The 21,177-nt window shown below is 30.9% G+C and carries 18 protein-coding genes; 8 read left to right on the top strand and 10 right to left on the bottom strand.

Going from position 1 to position 21,177, the window contains the following annotated elements:
• Window positions 1-2 precede the first annotated feature (2 nt).
• Window positions 3-422, bottom strand: coding sequence for a nucleoside-diphosphate kinase (locus Q0678_RS01985; RefSeq protein WP_299053123.1), 420 nt, complete (start codon window positions 420-422; stop codon window positions 3-5).
• Between the two features lie 78 nt (window positions 423-500).
• Between Q0678_RS01985 and Q0678_RS01980 the strand changes: the two genes are divergently transcribed.
• The 6 genes from Q0678_RS01980 (at window position 501) to pheT (ending at window position 7,147) form a co-directional block, all read left to right on the top strand.
• A complete protein-coding gene (locus Q0678_RS01980; RefSeq protein WP_299053121.1) occupies window positions 501-1,529 on the top strand; it encodes a bifunctional oligoribonuclease/PAP phosphatase NrnA in 1,029 nt (342 codons plus the stop codon).
• Window positions 1,519-2,058, top strand: coding sequence for a gliding motility-associated peptidyl-prolyl isomerase GldI (gldI, locus tag Q0678_RS01975; protein WP_299053119.1), 540 nt, complete (start codon window positions 1,519-1,521; stop codon window positions 2,056-2,058). Before Q0678_RS01980 ends, gldI begins: the two co-directional genes overlap by 11 nt.
• On the top strand, window positions 2,055-2,780 hold the full coding sequence (locus Q0678_RS01970) for an FKBP-type peptidyl-prolyl cis-trans isomerase (protein ID WP_299053116.1): 726 nt from the start codon (window positions 2,055-2,057) through the stop codon (window positions 2,778-2,780). Before gldI ends, Q0678_RS01970 begins: the two co-directional genes overlap by 4 nt.
• A gap of 5 nt (window positions 2,781-2,785) precedes the next feature.
• Window positions 2,786-3,940, top strand: a complete 1,155-nt coding sequence (locus Q0678_RS01965; protein WP_299053114.1) for a peptidylprolyl isomerase — start codon at window positions 2,786-2,788, stop codon at window positions 3,938-3,940.
• A 4-nt stretch (window positions 3,941-3,944) separates the two neighbouring features.
• Window positions 3,945-4,508: a phosphatase PAP2 family protein gene (locus Q0678_RS01960; RefSeq protein ID WP_299053112.1), complete on the top strand. Its 564-nt coding sequence runs from the start codon at window positions 3,945-3,947 to the stop codon at window positions 4,506-4,508.
• 212 nt (window positions 4,509-4,720) lie between these two features.
• Window positions 4,721-7,147 (top strand): phenylalanine--tRNA ligase subunit beta, encoded by a 2,427-nt coding sequence (gene pheT, locus Q0678_RS01955; protein WP_299053110.1) that lies wholly within the window; start codon window positions 4,721-4,723, stop codon window positions 7,145-7,147.
• 105 nt (window positions 7,148-7,252) lie between these two features.
• On the opposite strand, the gene lpdA is transcribed toward pheT, so the two are convergent.
• From lpdA to Q0678_RS01940, 3 genes are all read right to left on the bottom strand, one after another.
• Window positions 7,253-8,641 carry a dihydrolipoyl dehydrogenase gene (gene lpdA, locus Q0678_RS01950; protein WP_299053106.1) on the bottom strand — a complete coding sequence of 463 codons (1,389 nt, stop codon included), beginning with the start codon at window positions 8,639-8,641 and terminating at the stop codon, window positions 7,253-7,255.
• 263 nt (window positions 8,642-8,904) lie between these two features.
• Window positions 8,905-10,680 (bottom strand): arginine--tRNA ligase, encoded by a 1,776-nt coding sequence (gene argS, locus Q0678_RS01945; protein ID WP_299053104.1) that lies wholly within the window; start codon window positions 10,678-10,680, stop codon window positions 8,905-8,907.
• Window positions 10,681-10,912: 232 nt separating this feature from the next.
• Complete coding sequence (locus Q0678_RS01940) at window positions 10,913-11,989, bottom strand: DUF4143 domain-containing protein (RefSeq protein WP_299053762.1); 1,077 nt, start codon at window positions 11,987-11,989, stop codon at window positions 10,913-10,915.
• 277 nt (window positions 11,990-12,266) lie between these two features.
• Here Q0678_RS01940 and Q0678_RS01935 point away from each other — a divergent pair, with 277 nt between their 5' ends.
• Window positions 12,267-12,791, top strand: a complete 525-nt coding sequence (locus tag Q0678_RS01935) for a YkgJ family cysteine cluster protein (protein WP_299053101.1) — start codon at window positions 12,267-12,269, stop codon at window positions 12,789-12,791.
• 138 nt (window positions 12,792-12,929) lie between these two features.
• Here Q0678_RS01935 and Q0678_RS01930 read toward each other — a convergent pair whose 3' ends face one another.
• Together Q0678_RS01930 and Q0678_RS01925 are read right to left on the bottom strand one after the other, a co-directional pair.
• The gene (locus Q0678_RS01930) at window positions 12,930-14,300 is read right to left on the bottom strand and encodes a pyridoxal-phosphate dependent enzyme (protein WP_299053098.1); all 1,371 of its coding nucleotides are present in this window, start codon (window positions 14,298-14,300) and stop codon (window positions 12,930-12,932) included.
• A 134-nt stretch (window positions 14,301-14,434) separates the two neighbouring features.
• Window positions 14,435-15,670, bottom strand: a complete 1,236-nt coding sequence (locus Q0678_RS01925) for an FtsX-like permease family protein (protein ID WP_299053095.1) — start codon at window positions 15,668-15,670, stop codon at window positions 14,435-14,437.
• A 4-nt stretch (window positions 15,671-15,674) separates the two neighbouring features.
• Here Q0678_RS01925 and Q0678_RS01920 point away from each other — a divergent pair, with 4 nt between their 5' ends.
• Window positions 15,675-16,895: a DUF1343 domain-containing protein gene (locus Q0678_RS01920; RefSeq protein WP_299053092.1), complete on the top strand. Its 1,221-nt coding sequence runs from the start codon at window positions 15,675-15,677 to the stop codon at window positions 16,893-16,895.
• Between the two features lie 23 nt (window positions 16,896-16,918).
• On the opposite strand, the gene argH is transcribed toward Q0678_RS01920, so the two are convergent.
• The 4 genes from argH to Q0678_RS01900 form a co-directional block, all read right to left on the bottom strand.
• Window positions 16,919-18,196 carry an argininosuccinate lyase gene (gene argH / locus Q0678_RS01915; RefSeq protein WP_299053089.1) on the bottom strand — a complete coding sequence of 426 codons (1,278 nt, stop codon included), beginning with the start codon at window positions 18,194-18,196 and terminating at the stop codon, window positions 16,919-16,921.
• A 75-nt stretch (window positions 18,197-18,271) separates the two neighbouring features.
• Window positions 18,272-19,339: a M20 family metallo-hydrolase gene (locus Q0678_RS01910; protein ID WP_299053085.1), complete on the bottom strand. Its 1,068-nt coding sequence runs from the start codon at window positions 19,337-19,339 to the stop codon at window positions 18,272-18,274.
• 1 nt (window position 19,340) lies between these two features.
• Window positions 19,341-20,117 (bottom strand): acetylglutamate kinase, encoded by a 777-nt coding sequence (gene argB / locus Q0678_RS01905; RefSeq protein ID WP_299053082.1) that lies wholly within the window; start codon window positions 20,115-20,117, stop codon window positions 19,341-19,343.
• A gap of 82 nt (window positions 20,118-20,199) precedes the next feature.
• Complete coding sequence (locus Q0678_RS01900) at window positions 20,200-21,138, bottom strand: N-acetylornithine carbamoyltransferase (RefSeq protein ID WP_299053080.1); 939 nt, start codon at window positions 21,136-21,138, stop codon at window positions 20,200-20,202.
• Window positions 21,139-21,177: the final 39 nt, after the last annotated feature.

Here is a 21,177-nt window from a genome sequence, read left to right as displayed (position 1 = left end):
TACTAAAATTGGTCTCTTCCAGAAAAATGAAAGTTTCCTTCAATTTGTGCATTGTCATCAGAATCTGAACCATGTACAGCATTTTCTCCCATAGAAGTTGCATATAATTTTCTAATAGTACCTTCTGCAGCATCAGCTGGGTTTGTAGCACCAATTAAAGTTCTAAAATCTTCAACAGCATTTTCTTTCTCTAAAATTGCAGCTACAATTGGTCCTCTAGTCATAAATTCTACTAGTTCACCAAAAAACGGACGCTCATTATGTACTGCATAAAAAGCTTCTGCATCTGCTTTGGTCATTTGTGTTTTCTTTAATGCTACAATTCTAAATCCTGCAGCATTAATTTTTTCTAAAATTGCACCAGTATGTCCGTTTTCTACAGCATCTGGTTTTAGCATAGTAAATGTTCTATTTGTTGCCATTATTAATGTTTTTCAAGTTTTCTTAAATTCGGCGCGAAATTACATAAATTTTTTAATTAAATTGTATATTCGCACCTTATGATTTTAAAAGGATTTGAAGCATTAAAAACCTTTCTTGCAAAGCCAAGAAATATTGTTGTTGTTGGGCACAGAAACCCAGACGGCGATGCTATGGGTTCTACCTTGGCTTTAAAACATTATTTTGATAAAAAAGGTCATAAAGCTACTGTGGTAGTGCCAAATGAATATCCAGATTTTTTACATTGGTTACCTGGTTCTAATACCACTTACAGATTCGATTGGCAAAACAATCAATCCGTTAAAGCAATCGATAATTCTGATATTATTTTTCTTTTAGATTTTAATACTTTACATAGAGTTGGTGCTGATATGCAAAATACTCTTGAAAAATATCCGAATGATTTTGCTATGATAGATCATCATCAACAACCCGATGATGTTACCTATATGTATTCTGATGTATCTGTTTGTGCTACTAGTCAGATGGTGTATCAATTTATTGAAATGAATAATGATTTGGGGTTGATTGATGCAGCTATTGCTACTTGTCTATACACAGGTATTATGACAGACACCGGGTCTTTTCGTTACCGATCTACCACTAGTAAAACACACAGAATTATTGCAGATTTAATTGATAAAGGCGCAAAAAATGACAAAATACATAGCAATGTATATGATGCAAATTCTTACAATAGACTCTTATTATTAGGGCAAGCTTTAAGTAATTTGCAAATTTTACCAAGTTATAATACTGCGTATATTACGCTTTCATCTGAAGAAAAAAAACGGTTCGATTTTAAAAAAGGAGATACAGAAGGTGTTGTAAATTATGCATTATCTCTAAAAGGAATTGTTTTTGCCGCTATTTTTATTGAAGATGCAGAACAGAAAATTGTAAAAATATCTTTTAGATCCAAAGGAAGCTTTTCTGTCAATAATTTTTCTAGAAATCATTTTTCTGGTGGCGGTCATGATAATGCTGCTGGTGGTAAATCTGAAATTTCTATGCCAGAAACTGTTACAAAGTTTGTAACATTATTACCAACATATTTAACAGAATTAAAATCGTCTTATGAAAAGTAAGCTGCTAATTTTTTTAATGGTTATTTGTTTCGGATGTTCTAAAACAACACCCAGAAGGCCAATAAACCCAAAACCATCAGCTACCATTTTAAGCGAAACACTTAGCCAATCTATAAAATTAAATACTAAAGAAGACAAAAAAATAGCAGCAATTATAAGAAAAGATTCAAGCAATTCTTATTTAATGTCGTCTAATGGTTTTTGGTATACTTACATTAAAAAAAGTAAAAAGAATTTAGTTTCGCCAGTAGAAGGAGATCTTGTTACCATTCGTTATGAAATTTCTGATTTAGAGAATAACATAATATACAGTGAAGAAGAGCTCGGTTTAAAACAATATAAAGTAGACAAAGAAGATTTTATTTCTGCATTACAAAATGGAATAAAGTTAATGAAATTAGGAGAAACAATTACCTTTATAATTCCGTCATATAATGCTTTTGGTATTGTAGGAGACGGTAATAAAATAGGTATTAATCAATCAATAAAAAGTACAGTAACATTAATTAACATAAATAATAAAAAATGAAAGTAGTTAGAAGTATTGCAACAATTGCAGTTGCAGCATCATTGTTTTCTTGCGGAAACCAATTAAAAGAAGTAAAATCTTTAGAAACAGAAATCGATTCTGCTAGTTATGCTTTAGGATTAGATATGGCTATTAAAGTAAAAGCTAATTTTAAAAATGCTGATAGAGATTTATTTTTACAAGGCTATAAAAACGGAATCGATTCTACAAATTTGTTAATCGATACCAAAGATTTAAATGGTTTTTTAAGAGTGTTTTTTCAAAAACAGCAAGCAGAAAAAATGAAAGAACAACAAGCTAAAATGGAACAAGAAGCTTTAACCAAATTTGCAGATAATAAAAAAGCAGGTGAAGATTTTTTAGCAGATAATAAAACTAAAAAAGGAGTTGTAACTACAGCAAGTGGTTTGCAATACGTAGTGCTTAAAAAAGGAAAAGGAAACAAACCTGCAGGACCTACAGCTAAAGTAAAAGTACATTATCATGGTACTAATATAGAAGGGAAGGTTTTTGATAGCTCTGTAGATAGAGGAACTCCATCTGAGTTTGGTTTAAACCAAGTAATTAAAGGTTGGACAGAAGGTGTGCAATTAATGAATGAAGGTGCAAAATACAAGTTTTTTATACCACAAGAATTAGCTTACGGAGCTCAACAAAAAGGAGCAGACATCAAGCCTTTTTCTACATTAATATTTGAAGTAGAATTATTAGAATTAAAATAATTTTAATGAAAAAACTAAGCTATCTTCTACTTTTTGCCATTTTATTTGCTGCCTGTAAATCACCAAAATATAGTGATTTAAAAGACGGGTTATATGCAGAATTTTCAACAAACAAGGGGGCTATTCTGGTGCAGTTATATGCTAAAGATGTGCCAATGACAGTTGCAAATTTTTTGGCTTTAGTAGAAGGTAGTCATAGTAGATTAACCGACTCTCTTAAAGATAAAAATTTTTATGAAGATGTTATTTTTCATAGAGTTGTAAGAAATTTTGTAATTCAAGCAGGTGGTTTTACTTCTGAAGGTAAAAAAAATGTAGGGTATTCTTTTGGAGATGAATTTCCGACAGCAAAAAATGGAGATTTAAAGTTTAAACACAATGACAAAGGAATTCTTTCGATGGCAAATGGTGGGAAAGCAACTAACAATTCTCAATTTTTTATAACCCACAGATCGATACCGCATTTAGATGGTAAGCATACTGTTTTTGGTAAAACAATTGTTAATTCTTTACAGTTAAAAGAATTAAAAAAGAAAATCAAAGATTCTGTACAGTTAAAAAAATCTATCGATTCTTTAAGAATGGCTGTTGTAAATCAAATAGCTGTAAATGATACAATCGAAGATATAAAAATTATAAGAATTGGTGAGTTTGCCAATAACTTTAATTCTACTTCTATATTTGATAGAGAATTAGCAAGTTTTTCTGAGTCTGAAGAAGAACTAAAAAATGCTGCAATAACTGTAGAAAAAGCAAGATATGCATCATATTTGCTTAAAAAGAAACGTTTTTTAGCTAAGATGGATGAAAACAACGCAAAAAAAACAAGCTCTGGACTAAGAATTTTAAAGTTAAAAAAAACAACCGGACAAAAAGTAATTGATAGCAAACGGTTGTCAATTCATTATACTTTGTACACTGCAGACGGTACAAAAATAAAATCTACTTTAAAAGATAATACTCCTTTTGAATGTCAATTAAACGATTTTAATAACCCAATGATTACAGGGTTTAAAGAAGGAGTTTTATTAATGAGAGAAGGAGAGAAGGCTCGTTTATTTATACCGTATTATTTAGGATATGGTGCCGATAAATTTGGACCATTTCCTGCAAAATCAGATCTGGTATTTGAAGTTGAAGTATTAAAAATTAAGAACTAATTAAATGGAAAAGCTAATTCAGATTGATAAAAATCTTCTTATTTTTTTAAATAATTTGGGTAATACTGAATGGGATTTTATCTGGTTAGCAATTACCAATCAGTTATATTGGAGTCCTCTTTTTATTTTTATTTTCTATTTGGTTATTAAAAATTTTGGTTGGAAACGAGGTGGATTTATGATTTTTAGTATGATTTTATTGGTTGCTTTTTCAGATCAATTTACCAATTTAATTAAAAATTCAGTTCAACGTTTACGTCCAAATAACGATCCAGAAATTAAACATTTGTTAAGAACCTTGATTAACCCGCAGAGTTTTAGCTTTATGTCTGGTCATGCAACTACATCTACGTTCTTTTCTGTATTTGTTATTTTGTTATTAAAAGACATTTATAAGTATATTTATTTTGTCATTCTTTTCCCTCTAGTATTTGCTTACAGCAGGCTTTATTTAGGGGTTCATTTTCCAATAGATATCATCGTAGGTATTACTATTGGTGCTACTTTTGCAAAAATTTATTTTTACTTTTTTAAACAGATAGACACAAAGATTTTTAGAAGCGTATAAAACTGCTTAATATTTCAATTGTTTATTTTTACTTCAATTTAACCCTTTTTAAAAGTCATTTATAAAATCAATTTAAGACTTCTAAATATTTCTTTGGTTGCTATTCATTATACTTTATAATTTGTTTAAAATAAACTGCTATTTTTAAAATGAAAAAGCAGAATAAAAACTAGATTTTCAGTAAATTTGCACGATTAAAACTCAATAGAAGCATGAAAATATCATACAATTGGTTAAAACAGTTTTTACAGGTAGATTGGCAACCTGAACAAACAGGCGAATTATTAACCGATTTAGGTTTAGAAGTAGAAGGCATAGAAGTTGTAGAATCTATTAAAGGAAGTCTGCAAGGTATTGTAGTTGGCGAGGTGTTAACTTGTACACAGCATACAAATGCAGATAGGCTAAAAGTAACAACTGTAGATATAGGTTTAGATGCACCTGTACAGATTGTTTGTGGAGCACCAAATGTTGCTGAAGGGCAGAAAGTACCTGTAGCAACAATAGGAACAACTTTGTATGATGATAAAGGTGAGAGTTTTAAAATAAAGAAAGGAAAAATTAGAGGCGAAGAAAGTCATGGAATGATTTGCGCTGAAGATGAATTAGGATTGGGTAAGGGACATGATGGTATTTTAGTTTTAGAGTCTAATCTTACAGTTGGAACTCCTTTATCTGAAGTTTTTAAGATAGAAAAAGATGCAGTTTTCGAAATAGGCTTAACACCTAATAGATCTGACGCTATGAGTCACTATGGTGTTGCTAGAGATTTGCGTGCAGGATTAATACAAAAAGATATTCAGTTAGAATTGATTTCTCCATCAGTAAGTAATTTTCATGTAGATGAAAGAACTTTAAGAATTGATGTAGAAATTGATAATAAAGAGTTGGTGCCACGTTATTGCGGGATTTCCATTACAGATGTTGTGGTAAAAGAATCGCCAGAATGGATTAAAAATAAGTTAAAAGCAATAGGTTTAACACCAAAAAATAATATTGTAGATATTACAAATTATGTGCTTCATGAGTTAGGGCAACCATTGCATGCATTTGATGCAAATCAAATAAATGGTAACAAAATTATTGTTAAAACACTTAAGCAAGGCACAAAATTTACCACTTTAGATGGGGTAGAAAGAGAATTATCTGAAGAAGATGTAATGATTTGTGATGCGGAGTTAAATCCGCTTTGTATAGCTGGTGTATTTGGTGGTTTAGAATCTGGTGTTACAGAAAAAACAACCTCAATATTTTTAGAAAGTGCTTACTTTAATCCTGTTAGTGTTAGAAAAACCGCCAAAAGACATGGTCTAAATACAGATGCTTCTTTCCGTTTCGAGCGTGGTATCGATATTAATTCTTGTGAATATGCTTTAAAAAGAGCTGCTTTATTGATTGAAGAAATTGCAGGAGGTAAAATGGGGTCTGATATTTCAGATTTTTATCCTAAAAGAGCAGAAGAATGTCAAGTATTTCTTTCTTATGAAAATGCTTACCGATTAATAGGGCAAGAAATACCAAAAGAAACAATAAAAAATATTTTAGCTTCTTTAGAAATTAAAATTAATAGTGAAAACGATGGTGGCCTTGGTTTAACCATACCTTCTTACAGAACAGATGTACAAAGAGAAGCAGACATTATAGAAGAAATTTTAAGAGTTTATGGCTACAATAACATTGCTTTTTCTCATAAACTAAATAGCTCTATTTCTTTTGATACTAATAATCAAACGAAATTAGAAAACATAGTTGCTAATCAATTAAGTGCGCTTGGGTTTAATGAAACAATGGCAAATTCTTTAACAAAACCTTCATATGTACATTTATCAGAAAACATAAATGAAGACGCGAATGTAACCATGTTAAATCCGTTGAGTAACGATTTAAAAGTAATGCGTCAATCGTTATTATTTAGTGGTTTAGAGTCTGTTTCTTACAATATCAATCGAAAAAATAATGCACTGCAGTTTTTCGAATTCGGAAAAACATATCATAAATACAATGATAAATATCAAGAGGATAAGCATTTAACATTGTTTTTTACAGGGAATCAAAATAAAGATAATTGGACTGTAGAAAACAAAAAATCTGATTTCTTTTATGCAAAAGGAATTGTTATTAATATTTTAGAGAGATTAGGTATTTCTAACTTAAAAACTACACCCACTAAACAGGATATTTTTTCTGAAGGTATATCAATTAATTTAGGAAAATCTAAAGTAGTTGAATTTGGAGTTGTTTCTCAGCCTATATTAAAAGAATTTAGTATAAAACAAGAAGTTTTATTTGCAGATTTTAATTGGGATGCTATTTTAAAATTAGCAAGTAATAAAAAGATGAAAGTATCTGAATTACCTAAATTTCCTGCTGTAAAAAGAGATTTGGCTTTGCTTTTAGATGATAAGATTACTTATAATGAAATACATAACTTAGCTTTTCAGGCAGAGAAAAACCTATTAAAAGAAGTAGATTTATTTGATGTTTATCAAGGCGATAAACTACCTGAGGGTAAAAAATCTTATGCGGTTAGTTTTTTATTACAAGATGTTTCTAAAACATTAACAGAGAAACAAATAGATAAAGTAATGCAAAAATTACTTCAAACTTTTGAGAAGAATGTATCTGCTGTATTAAGATAAAATTACCTCAGTTAGTTACATTAAAATAGAGTAATATAATTTATATCACAAAAAAATACCTTCTAATTTTAGAAGGTATTTTTTTGTTTAAATATGAACTAATTTTTACAAATGTATTACTTCATCATATGCATCTGCAACTGCTTCCATAACAGCTTCACTCATGGTAGGGTGTGGGTGAATTGTTTTTAACACTTCATGCCCAGTAGTTTCTAATTTACGACCTAAAACTGCTTCAGCAATCATGTCGGTAACACCAGCACCAATCATATGGCATCCTAACCATTCGCCATATTTGGCATCAAAAATTACTTTAACAAAACCATCAGTAGTTCCTGCTGCCGTTGCTTTACCAGAGGCAGAAAAAGGAAATTTACCAACTTTAATTTCGTAACCAGCTTCAATGGCTTTAGCCTCTGTCATACCTACAGAAGCAATTTCTGGTGTTGCGTAGGTACAACCTGGTACATTGCCATAATCAATTGGCTCTGTATGCAAACCTGCTAATTTTTCTACACAAGTAATACCTTCTGCAGAAGCAACGTGTGCCAATGCTTGTCCTGGTACCACATCACCAATTGCATAATAACCTGGTATGTTTGTTTGGTAAAAATCGTTCACTAAAATTTTATCTCTGTCAACAATAATACCAACATCTTCTAAACCTATATTTTCTATATTCGATTTAATTCCTACAGCAGATAGCAAAATATCAGCTTTTAGAGTTTCTTCTCCTTTTTTAGTTTTTACAGTAGCAACAACACCTTCACCAGAAGTATCAACAGACTCTACAGAAGCATTTGTCATTACTTTAATACCTGCTTTTTTAATAGATCGCTCAAATTGTTTCGATACGTCTATGTCTTCTACAGGTACAATATTTGGCATGTATTCTACAATAGTTACCTCGGTGCCCATGGTATTGTAAAAATGCGCAAACTCTACACCAATAGCTCCAGAACCTACTACAATCATAGATTTTGGTTGCTTAGGTAAAGTCATTGCTTTTCTATAGCCAATTACTTTTTCACCATCCTGAGGCAAACTAGGCAATTCTCTAGAACGAGCACCAGTTGCAATAATTATATTGTCTGCACTGTATTCTGTAACGGTACCATCTTCTGCAGTAACATCAACTTTTTTACCCGTTTTAATTTTTCCAAAACCGTTTATAATATCAATTTTGTTTTTCTTCATTAAAAAAGAAACTCCTTTACTCATTCCGTCAGCAACACCACGACTTCTTTTAATTACAGCATCAAAATCTTTGTCAATTGCTTCTGCCTTTAAACCATATTGGTCTACATGCTTTAAATAATCATACACTTGTGCAGATTTTAACAATGCTTTTGTAGGTATACAGCCCCAATTTAAACAGATTCCGCCTAAAGACTCTTTTTCTACAATGGCAACTTTAAAGCCTAACTGACTTGCTCTAATCCCTGTAACGTATCCGCCAGGTCCACTTCCAATAATAATGATGTCGTATTTCATTCTAATTTATTTTGATATTATTTGGGCGTTTTAACGGGCTTTCCATTGTATCTTTTTATGCTAAATTTACATCAATAGTTGTTCTTTTATAATAGCTAATTGCTATTTTACAAAACATACTAAAAAAAGTTTAGCATAAAAAGGATGTCATTTCAATCCCTAACGCGTGCTAATTTACAAACTTTTGGTTTTACTAAAAACGTAATTTACTATTTATTTTCTCCATAATAGTTTTTCTACTTTGTAGAAATTAAAAGAGCTATTTACATTCTTTCTGGCACAGTTATTCCTAACAATAAAAAGGCAGTTTTAATAGTGTCTGCAACTTTTTTGGCCAATTGTACTCTAAATATTTTTTTATCAAGATCTGCTTCTCCTAAAATAGATACGTTTTGGTAAAAAGAGTTGAATTCTTTTACCAAGTCATACGTGTAATTTGCAATAACTGCTGGTGAATAATTAGCAGCTGCTTGCTGTATGGTTTCAGGGTACAATTCTAATTGTTTTAACAATTCCTTTTCTTTTTCGTGCAATGCTATGGTTACCGATTTCGAATAGTCAAAATCTGCTTTTCTAATGATAGATTGAATTCTAGCATATGTATACTGAATAAAAGGCCCAGTATTTCCTTGAAAATCTACAGAACTTTTTGGGTCAAATAAAATACGCTTCTTTGGATCTACCTTTAAGATAAAGTATTTTAAAGCACCCAAACCAATGGTTTTATACAATTCGTTTTTCTCTTCTTCAGAGTATCCATCTAGTTTGCCAAGTTCTTCAGATATTTCTTTGGCAGTAGTTGTCATTTCATCCATTAATTCATCTGCATCAACAACAGTACCTTCTCTAGATTTCATTTTACCAGACGGTAAATCTACCATTCCGTAGCTTAAATGGTGTAATTGTTGAGACCAATCAAACCCTAATTTCTTTAAGATTAAAAACAATACCTGAAAGTGATAATCTTGCTCATTACCAACGGTATAGACCATACCACCAACATCTGCATAATCTTTAACACGTTGTATGGCTGTACCAATGTCTTGGGTCATGTAAACAGCTGTCCCGTCTGAACGCAACACAATTTTTTCATCCAAGCCATCTTCGGTAAGATCGCACCAAACAGAACCATCTTCTTTTTTATAGAAAACTCCTTTCTCTAAACCTTGCGCAACAACATCTTTTCCTAATAAATAGGTATTGCTTTCGTAGTATAGGTTGTCAAAATTAACACCCATATTTTTGTAGGTAACATCAAAACCAGCATATACCCAAGCGTTCATTTCTTTCCAAAGAGCAACAACTTCTTTATCTCCGGCTTCCCATTTTAGCAACATTTGTTGTGCTTCAACAAATAACGGAGCTTCCTTTTTTGCTTCTTCTTCTGTTTGTCCTTCAGCAATTAATGCCGAGATTTCTTTTTTATATTCTTGGTCAAACTTTACATAATAATTTCCAACCAATTTATCACCTTTTAAACCAGTAGATGTAGGAGTTTCTCCATGGCCAAACTTTTGCCAAGCCAACATCGATTTACATATATGAATTCCTCTATCGTTAATTATCTGAGTTTTATAGACCTTTTTTCCTGCTGCCTTTATAATTTCAGCAACAGAATAGCCTAATAGATTATTTCGAACATGCCCTAAATGCAACGGTTTGTTGGTATTGGGTGATGAATATTCTACCATCATCGCTTTGTCATACGCCTTTGGCGTAACAAAGCCAAAATAGTTGTCTGCGTATATGGAGTTAAAAAACGTACTGTAAACAGCATCATCAATCACCAAATTTAAAAACCCTTTTACCACATTGTAATTGGTAATTTCTGATACATTTTCTTTAAGAAAATTCCCTAAATCTTCTCCAATAGCTGCAGGGTTCCCTTTTTTGTAACGCAACAAAGGAAAAACCACAACAGTAATATCTCCATCAAATTCTTTTCTAGTTGCCTGAAATTCTACAGATGGAATTTCAATGTTATATAATTTTAAAAAACCTTCTTTTACTTTGGTTTCTATGGTGTTTTGAATATTCATTTAGGTCTAAAAATTGAGATGCAAAATTAATGTTTTTTATTTGTTTTTAGAAGTATTAAATAACCTTTTGTAAATTAAACCTCACAGGTTTTTTTAACCTGTGAGGTTTAATAAATACTATTAAAATTGGGCGATTATCAGTTTTAAAATCAAAAGTTTTACAAACTGTGAGATCTATAAAGTATAAAGCCTTTTTTAGTTAAACATTTATACAATTCAACAGTTACACGTTTCAATTTATAAAATCTAAATAATTCTCTCTATTAATTACTTCAAAATTTGCTTCAGTATATGCTTTACCAAAAGCAGTAGGAATTTTCACTTTCTTATTTGCGTTCCATTTAAACTCATAGGCATTTAAATGATCTGCTTTTTCTTCTAGCCAATCTAGTTCTTGTTGGTCATACGTTCTCCAAAAATAATTATTACAAGATAATCCTTGGTATTCTTGCTTTTTTAAACGCTCTATAATTAGGTAGTTTTCCCACAATTGCCCTACATCATTTCTGTTTTCTAAAAGGTTGAAGTTTTTAATAATGGCGTTTCTTATACCAACATCATAAAAGTACCATTTACTAGATTTTGTAACTTCTTTTCTTAGGTTTTTACTAAAACCTTCTACTTTAAAAATTACAAAAACTTTGGTTAATAAATCTAAATAATTTTCTACCGTATTTTTAGAGATTTGTAATTGATTGCCTAATTCATTTAAAGAAACTTCATTACCTACTTGAAAAGCCAACAACCTTAATAAATTATATATTTTATCTGCTTTTTTTATATTCTGAAAAATTAGAATATCTTTTAATAAATAATCATTAATAATTTCTTGCAAATACTCTTGCTTGTCTTTCCATTTTGGAAGATGAATTAGCTCTGGATAACCACCAAACAACAATCTTTCTTCCAGTTTTTCTGTGGTTATTTTATAATTTTCGTATTTAGAAAACTCAATCTGACTTATAGGATACATATAAATAGTATGTTTTCTTCCTACCAAAGGCTCACCCAATTGGTTGTTTAAATCAAACATAGAACTCCCTGTAACTATTATTTTTATACCTTCAATTTCATCAATAATAAGTTTTAAAATGAGTCCAATATTTGGTATATTTTGTGCTTCATCTATAGCTAGTAATTCTATTCCGTTTAACAAACGTTTATAATTTGCAACACTTTTTCTTTCTAATAATTTTACATCATCAATATCTTCTCCGTTTAATTTTAAAACTTTATTTGCTGAAAAATTTTCTATATATTTTTTAATGAATTTAGTTTTACCAACACGTATTGCACCTACCAATAAAATTACTTTATTTGGCTTTGCTTTGTGTTTAACTTTTTCAATTACAGCTCTTTATAATACTTTTTTCATAAGTTAAAGATACTATTTATTTTATAAAATGACTGTATTTGTATTAATTAAGTCAATTAACTGACTGTATTTATATTAATACAGTCAGTTAGTTGACCATGTTTTCATTAATTTAGTCATTTTGTTGGTTTAGTTTAAAGTTTTTAATGATGAATTAACTATTTATAAATCATTTTTGTATTTACAAGTTTCATTATTGTAATTTTACAAAATGGAAAAACGCTTAGCACAACTACCAAAATTAGCAAATGATGCTAAAAAGGAAAACCTAAAATATTTTGCGAATCTAAAAAAGAGAACTCCCAAAAACTTAGATTATGTAGTGCAAGAGTTGCACAACAAAGAATTTGAAAAAACAGATTGCTTAACTTGTGGTAACTGTTGTAAAACTACAAGTCCTATTTTTACAGATAAAGACACAGAAAGAATTGCCAAGCACTTAAAAATGAAAGTTGCAGATTTTCAGAAGCATTTTTTAGAAAGAGATGAAGATGATTTTATGGTTCTTAAAACAGCTCCTTGTTCGTTTTTAGATGAAACAGATAATACTTGTACAATTTACAATGTTCGCCCAAAGGCTTGTGCAGAGTATCCGCACACTAATAGAAAAAAGTTTTTAAATATAAGCGATTTAACAGTTGCCAATACAGCTATTTGTCCGGCAGTTTACTCTATTGTAGAGAATTTAAAAAAGAGTTTACCAATGGTTTCTAAAGTAAAAAAGAAAAGAAGTTAAAAAAAAAACAGATAATTTATCTATTTGGCACAATGCTTGGTATTATAATATTGAGAGACGTAGTAAACCTCTAGTAAGTAAATTATTTGAAGAATTAATAAAAACCATCTCTAACTTAGAGATGGTTTTTTAGTATTTTTAAATAGCGCTAATAATATCATATTTTGTAACTATATGATGATTTCCGTCTTCTAAATCAATTAAAACGGCACTATTTTCTTTGGTAATTAATTTAGAAATACTTTCTAAACTTTCAGTTTTCTTTACAATAGGATAGGGGTTACCCATAACTTCTTTAATTGGTTTGTCTGCAATATTTTTATCTTCTATAAAATGATGTAATAAAACAGTTTCATCAATAGCACCCACAAAACCATTGGTATCTTTAACCGGAATTTGAGAAATTTTATATTTCTTCATTCTTTCGATGGCATGAGATACTAATTCTTCTGTTTGCACAGATACCAAAGAAGTATTTGTATTGTTTTTTAATAAATCTTCTGCGGTTTTTAACTCTTCTTCTATAAAACCTCTGTCGCGCATCCAATCATTATTAAACATTTTACCAACATATCTACTTCCATGGTCATGAAATAAAACAACAACTACATCGTCTTTTGTAAAATGTTCTTTTAGTTGTAATAGGCCTTTAATAGCTGCTCCGGCAGAATTACCTAAAAACATTCCTTCTTCTTTTGCTAACTTTTGTGTGTAAATAGCAGCATCTTTATCTGTTACTTTTGTAAAACCATCAATAACACCAAAGTTTACATTTTTTGGTAAAATATCTTCTCCAATTCCTTCTGTAATGTATGGGTAAATTTCATTTTCATCAAAAACACCAGTTTCATGGTATTTTTTAAACACAGAACCATAAGTGTCTATTCCCCATATTTTAACAGTTGTACCTGCTTCTTTAGCTTTCATTTTTAAGTAACTTCCTACACCAGAAATGGTTCCTCCAGTACCAACACCTACCACAAAATGTGTTACTTTACCAGCTGTTTGCTCCCAGATTTCTGGCCCTGTACTTAAAAAATGAGCTTTGCAATTACTTGGATTATCATACTGATTTACATACCAAGAATTTGGTGTTTCTTCTCCTAATCTTTTAGACACTGAATAGTAAGATCTGGCATCATCTGGTTCTACATTTGTAGGGCAAACAACCACTTCTGCACCAACTGCTCTTAAAATATCTATTTTTTCTTTAGATTGTTTATCTGCCATTACAAAAATACACTTGTATCCTTTTACAATTGCTGCTAATGCCAATCCCATTCCGGTATTACCAGAGGTACCCTCAATAATTGTTCCGCCAGGTTTTAAGCGACCATCTGCTTCTGCATCTTCAATCATTTGCAAGGCCATTCTATCTTTTACAGAATTACCAGGGTTAAAAGTTTCATATTTAGAAAGCACCAAACAAGGAAGCTCTTTGGTTAAAACATTCAGTTTTACTAAGGGGGTGTTTCCTATGGTTTCAAGTATATTTTCTGCGTAAATCATATCTAATTATTATAAATGCAAAGTTATATTATTTTTATGCCCAGCCAAAAGTAATGGATGTATTCCTTTTTATTTATCATCTTTAGAAGATCAAAAAAAACTTATTCTATTTTAAAAAATAGCGGAATTAAAAATTAAGCAAACTTAATAGACTTAGCTGGTTTAATTTTAGTGATTAAATAAGAAGGGACAATCAACATGATAAAAGACATTATTAATGTGCCAATATTAAGCAATACGATGTTAGACAATGTTATGTGTACTGGCATTGTAGATACATAGTAAGTCTCTGGATTTAAAGTGATTATTTTAAAGTAATGTTGTATAAATATAATTGATAACCCAATGATGTTTCCTACTAAAAGTCCTTTTAAAATTAGATACGTAGCGTTGTATAAGAATATTTTACGAATACTTGTGTTGGTGCTTCCTAAGGCTTTTAAAATACCAATCATTTGCACTCGTTCTAAAATTAAAACAAGCAATGCTGTAATCATATTTATACCAGCAACTAAAATCATGATGATGATGATAAACCAAATATTATTATCAAAAAGTTGAATCCACTCAAAAACATTTGGATTGGTTTCTAAAACAGTTTTGCTATTTAATGTTGCACCAATTTCTCTATAAATTTCTGTTCCTTTTTCTTCAATACTATCAAAATCTTCTAAAAGTATTTCAAAACCACCAATTTCATTTTCTGTCCATTTATTTAAGTTCTGAACTTCTCTAATATCTCCAATCATCATGGTTTTATCAAACTCTGCAAAACCAGAATTATAAACACCTACAATTATATATTTTCTATTTGAGGGTAGTTTGCTTGAAGCTGTTTTTAAAAAAGTTGCTAAAACGGTATCTGTTACTTTTAAATGCAGTCTATTTAAAATTGTTTCTGATAATAAAACTTCTTTGTTTCTGCTTAGATTAAAATTCGGTAATCTACCGCTAATTAAGTAGTCTTTAAAAAAAGACCAATCATAATCTTTAGACACTCCTTTAAAAATAACACCTTCAAAATCTTTTTCTGTTCTTAAAATTCCACCTTTGTTTGCAAAAACTTGTACGTTTTTAACACCACTAATGTTTTTAAACTTTGGATAAAAATTTTGATTTTTATCGATAGGAACTGTTGATACATTTGAGTTATTTGTATCATAATTTACAATTTGAACATGCCCTTTAAAACCAGCGATTTTGTCTCTTATTTTAAATTGCAAACCAGCGCCTGTGGCAACTGCAATTAGCATAATTATAATTCCTAACGCAATTGCTGCAATGGCAATTTTTATTATTGGCGATGAAATGCTATTTTTATACTTTTTACCAGCAATAATTCGTTTCGCTATATATAATTCGTAATTCAAATTAATGATCAATTTTAGTCACATCAAAAGTACATATTTATTCTTAGTTTTATTTCTGAATTTTCAGCTCATTTCTTGTGCTCAAAATCCGAAAGAAACCATTAAAAATAAAATTACAAGTACAAACTTTATACAAGTTGGTGCAGCTCAAACAAATGCGTATTTAAAATTTTTAGAAGGAAGAAATGTTGCGGTAGTCGCGAATCAAACTTCTGTAATTAATAAAAGTAATCTTGGAGAGAATCATTTAATAGACAGTTTACTTTTATTAAATATAAACGTGAAAAAAGTTTTTGCTCCAGAACATGGTTTTAGAGGTAAAGCAGATGCTGCAGAGATCGTTAAAGACGGTTTTGATACTAAAACAGGATTGCAAATTATATCTCTTTACGGAAAAAATAAAAAACCAACGAAAGAACAATTAGCGGGTATTGATGTTGTTGTTTTTGATATTCAAGATGTTGGTGTGCGTTTTTATACCTACATTTCTACGTTGCATTATGTTATGGAAGCTTGTGCAGAAGCAGGTATCGAAATAATTATTTTAGACAGGCCAAACCCAAATGCACATTATATTGACGGACCCGTTTTAGAGTTGGCACATAAAAGTTTTGTTGGTATGCATGCCGTGCCAGTTGTTTACGGAATGACTATTGGCGAATACGGACAAATGATAAATGGCGAAAAATGGCTAAAAAATAAAATAGCAGCTAACCTAAAAGTAATTCCTTTAAAAAATTATACACATGATAGTATTTATCATTTACCCATTAGACCATCACCTAATTTACCAAATGATTTGTCTATTAACTTATACCCAAGTTTAGGTTTTTTTGAAGGCACAATTATAAATGCAGGAAGAGGAACAGAGTTTCAGTTTCAAAGATATGGTGCACCTTTTTTTAGTGAAACTACTTTTAACTATACACCAGTTGCCAATTTTGGAGCTAAATATCCGAAGCATAAAAACCAACGTTGTTATGGTGTAGACTTAAGTAATACTAAACGTTTAATTACTATTCATTTAGATTGGTTGATAGATGGATATCAAAAAACACCAAAATCAGAGAAGTTTTTTGGAAACACCTTTACCATTCATGCAGGTAATACCAAGTTACAGCAACAGATTGAAAGTGGATTTACAGCCGAAGAAATTAAAAAAACTTGGCAAAAGGATTTAAAATCATTTAAAAAAATTAGAAAAAAATACCTGATTTACAAATAAAGTAACTCAGGTATTACTATCTTTTATTGCTTCGGATATTTCTCTCGTATTTTATCCAAACTTAAATTATGTATACTACCAACGTGCGTATGTTGTTTGCCTAAATCTGGTTGGTAGGTTCCTGCTTGAACTTGTCCGCCAATTTGTTGATAAGCTTCTCTAAAAGGCATGCCATCAACCACAAGATTATTAATACTATCTACAGTAAATAGATACTGATATTTTTCATCATTTAGATCGATGTCTTTTACAATTACTTGCTGAATTGCATAATTAAAAATGTCTAAAATATCTTTTACATCTTCAAAAGCATTGATGATATTTTCTTTTAATAATTGAAAATCTCTATGGTAACCTGTTGGTAGATTATTGGTAATAAGTAACATTTCTGTGTGCAATGCCTGTATTTTATTGCATTTACCACGAATCAATTCAAAAACATCCGGATTTTTCTTGTGCGGCATAATACTACTTCCGGTTGTTAACTCATCCGGAAACGTAATAAAACCAAAATTCTGACTCATGTACAAACAGACATCCATCGCAAAACGAGCCATAGTGTTACACAAACCACCCAAAGCAGCAGCAATAGAGCGCTCACTTTTTCCTCTACTTAATTGAGCCGCAACCACGTTGTATTTTAGCGTTGCAAAGGCTAGTTCTTTGGTGGTTAATTCTCTGTCAATAGGGAAGGAGCTACCATAACCAGCAGCAGAACCTAACGGATTTTGATCGACCACTTTGGCAACTGCGTTTAGCATATAAACATCATCTATTAATAATTCTGCATAGGCAGAAAACCACAATCCGAAAGAAGATGGCATGGCAACTTGTAAATGTGTGTAACCAGGTAACAAACTTTTTTTATGCGTTTCAGCAAGGTCTAATAAAGTAGTAAAAAGTGTATTTGTTTTACTATTTATAATTGCTAAATTCTCTTTGTAGTATAGTTGTAAGGCAACTAAAACTTGATCGTTTCTAGAACGCGCCGTGTGTATTTTTTTACCAACTTCACCTAATTTATTGGTCAATTCCCATTCAATTTTAGAATGCACATCTTCAAAAGAGGGTTCAATTACAAAGGTTCCGTTTTCTATATCTGTGGCTAATTCTTGCAAACCACTTTTCAATTCTTTTAGTTCATCATCAGAAATAATGCCAATAGAGGCAAGCATTATTGCATGTGCCAAAGAAGCTTGAACATCATATTTTGCAATATGTATGTCAATTTCTCGATCGTTACCAACCGTAAAATTTTCTATTTGTTTGTCTATGGTAAATCCTTTATCCCAAAGTTTCATAAGTATATTTTTTAATCGTGTAATCGTTTATTTGTGTAATTGATTGAATCGTTTAACTGTTTTGCGTATTTTCTTTTAAACTATTACACGGTTTAACAATTCAATGTATATTTCTATACCTTCTTCAATTTCTGCTAAGTAAATAAATTCATCTGCAGAATGAGATCTGGTACTATCGCCTGGACCTAGTTTTAAAGACTGACAACTTAACACTGATTGGTCAGATAAAGTTGGAGATCCATAGGTTTCTCTTCCCATTTCTAACCCTGCTTTTACCAAAGCATGACTTGTAGCAATAGAAGACGAATTTAAACGTAAACTTCTAGGTGTTATAGAAGTACAAGGCGATTTATTTTGTAAAATAGCAGCAATTTCCTCATTGGAATAAGCGTCATTTACACGAACATCTACTACTAAATCTACATGAGCAGGCACAACATTGTGTTGCGATCCTGCAGCTATTTGTGTAACTGTCATCTTAACATCACCTAAAGCATCAGAAGTTTTTTCAAACTTAAAATCTTTAAACCATTGCAACACTTCGATAGTGTTGTAAATTGAATTGTTTTCGTTTGGATGTGCTGCATGACTTGGTGTACCCGCTACAACAGCATCAAAAACAACCAAGCCTTTTTCTGCAACCGCTAAATTCATTAAAGTTGGTTCGCCAACAATGGCAACATCAATTTTAGGAATTATTGTAAGCATCGAGTTTAATCCGTTTGGTCCGCTACTTTCTTCTTCAGCAGAAGCAACCAATACCAAATTGTATTTTAAATTTTCTTGCGCATAAAAGTGTGTAAATGTTGCTATTAATGAAACCAAACAACCCCCAGCATCATTAGAACCCAAACCATATAATTTACCGTCTTTTTCGATGGCTTTAAAAGGATCGTTTGTGTAGGCAGAATTTGGTTTTACGGTATCGTGATGCGAATTTAATAGTAAAGTAGGTTTGTTTTCGTCAAAATGTTTGTTGGTTGCCCAAACATTGTTGTTGTTTCTATGAAACGGAATTTTAAAATTATTGAACCAATTTTCTATCAATAATGCTGTGTTTTCTTCTTCTGAAGAAAAAGACTGTGTTTCAATTAAACTCTTTAAAAGTGAAATTGCCTCTTTTGTTAATTGCTGAATGTTCATTTTATAAAGTTATTGTTGTAAAGTTTTTATTTTCTTTTGTAAACATACCTGTATTTCCTATGTATACTTTTGATACACCATTATTTAAAGCATCAAAACAATTGTCTATTTTAGGAATCATACCGTCTGTAATAATTTTATTAGCTAATAATTTTTTATAACTTTCTGAATTAATGGTTTTTACAACAGATTCTTTGTCTTTAAAATCTTCTAAAACACCATTCAATTCAAAACAATAGTAAATTGAAGTTTCGTAAATTTTACTCATACCAACTCCAATTGTACTGGCAATAGTATCTGCATTTGTATTTAATAATTGCCCATTTTTATCATGTGTAATGGCACAAAAAACAGGAGTAAAATCGGCTTTTATCAATTTATCTATAGAGTTAGAAGCTACTTTTTTTACATCACCTACAAAGCCAAAATCTATTTCTTTTACAGGTCTTTTTTCTGATGTAATACTGTTAATGTCTGCACCTGTTAAACCAATAGCATCTACTTGTAAAGCTTGTAATTTTGCTACAATATTTTTGTTAACAAGACCACCGTAAACCATGGTAATTACCTCTAAAGTTTCGGCATCAGTAATTCGTCTTCCATCTATCATTTTATAGGGTATGCCAAGTTTTTCAGAAACTTGCGTTGCACGTTTTCCTCCACCGTGAACTAGTATTTTCTTACCTTCTATATTAGAAAATAGTTTCAGAAATTTACCCAAAGATGTTTCATCTTCAATAATATTTCCTCCAATTTTTATGATTGATAATTTTTCCATTTTTAGCTGAACTTATTTCAGTTTTTTATCTGAGTTTTATCTATTTATTGAAATGCTAAATCAAGTTCAGCATTAGAAAATCTTACATATTTTCTAGTATCTTTTTCAATACCAATTGTGCGGCAAAAGTTCTGTTATTTGCTTGCTCAATAACAATTGAATTATCTGCATCTAAAACTTCGTCGGCAACAACTACATTTCTACGAACAGGCAAACAGTGCATAAATTTTGCGTTGCCAATTTTTTCTTTTGTAAGCATCCAGTCGAAATCTGTTTTTAAAACTTTACCATATTCAGTGTAGGAACTCCAGTTTTTAGCATACACAAAATCGGCATTTTTTAAAGCTTCTTCTTGATTGCGAATAATGGTTGTGTTTTTTGTAATTTCAGGATTTAAATCATATCCTTCCGGATTTGTAATCACAAAATCTACCTCCATTTTTTGCATCGCTTGTGTAAAACTATTGGCAACTGCATGCGGCAATGCTTTTATGTGAGGTGCCCACGTTAATACTACTTTAGGTCTTTTCTTAGAGGTGTTTTCTGTAATTGTAATAGCATCTGTTAAGCCTTGTAAAGGGTGCCCAATAGCGCTTTCCATACTAATTACGGGTACTGTTGCATATTTTACAAAGGCACTTAAAACTTGTTCAGACTCATCTTTTTCTTTGTCTGTTAAACTCGGAAAAGCCCTTACCGCAATTACATCACAATATTGAGAGATTACAGCTGCGCCTTCTTTGATATGCTCTGCAGTTGTTCCGTTCATAATGGCACCGTCTTCAAATTCAATTCCCCAAGCATCACCAGAAACATTCATTACAATCACATTCATACCTAAATTTAAGGCTGCTTTTTGAGTGCTTAAACGTGTACGAAGACTGCTGTTAAAAAATAACAAGCCAAGGGTTTTGTTTTTACCCAGAGCATTATCTTTTAACGGATTTTTCTTTAAAGCAATCGCTTCTGCTATCCAAGAATTTATATCGTCAATGTCATTTATGTGTGTATAGTTTTTCATGTGTTACTTTTAGTTCTTTACTGTATTTAAATTAACAAT

Source organism: uncultured Polaribacter sp. (assembly GCF_947497125.1).
GTDB lineage: Bacteria > Bacteroidota > Bacteroidia > Flavobacteriales > Flavobacteriaceae > Polaribacter.
This window is presented reverse-complemented; position numbering and strand designations above follow the sequence as displayed.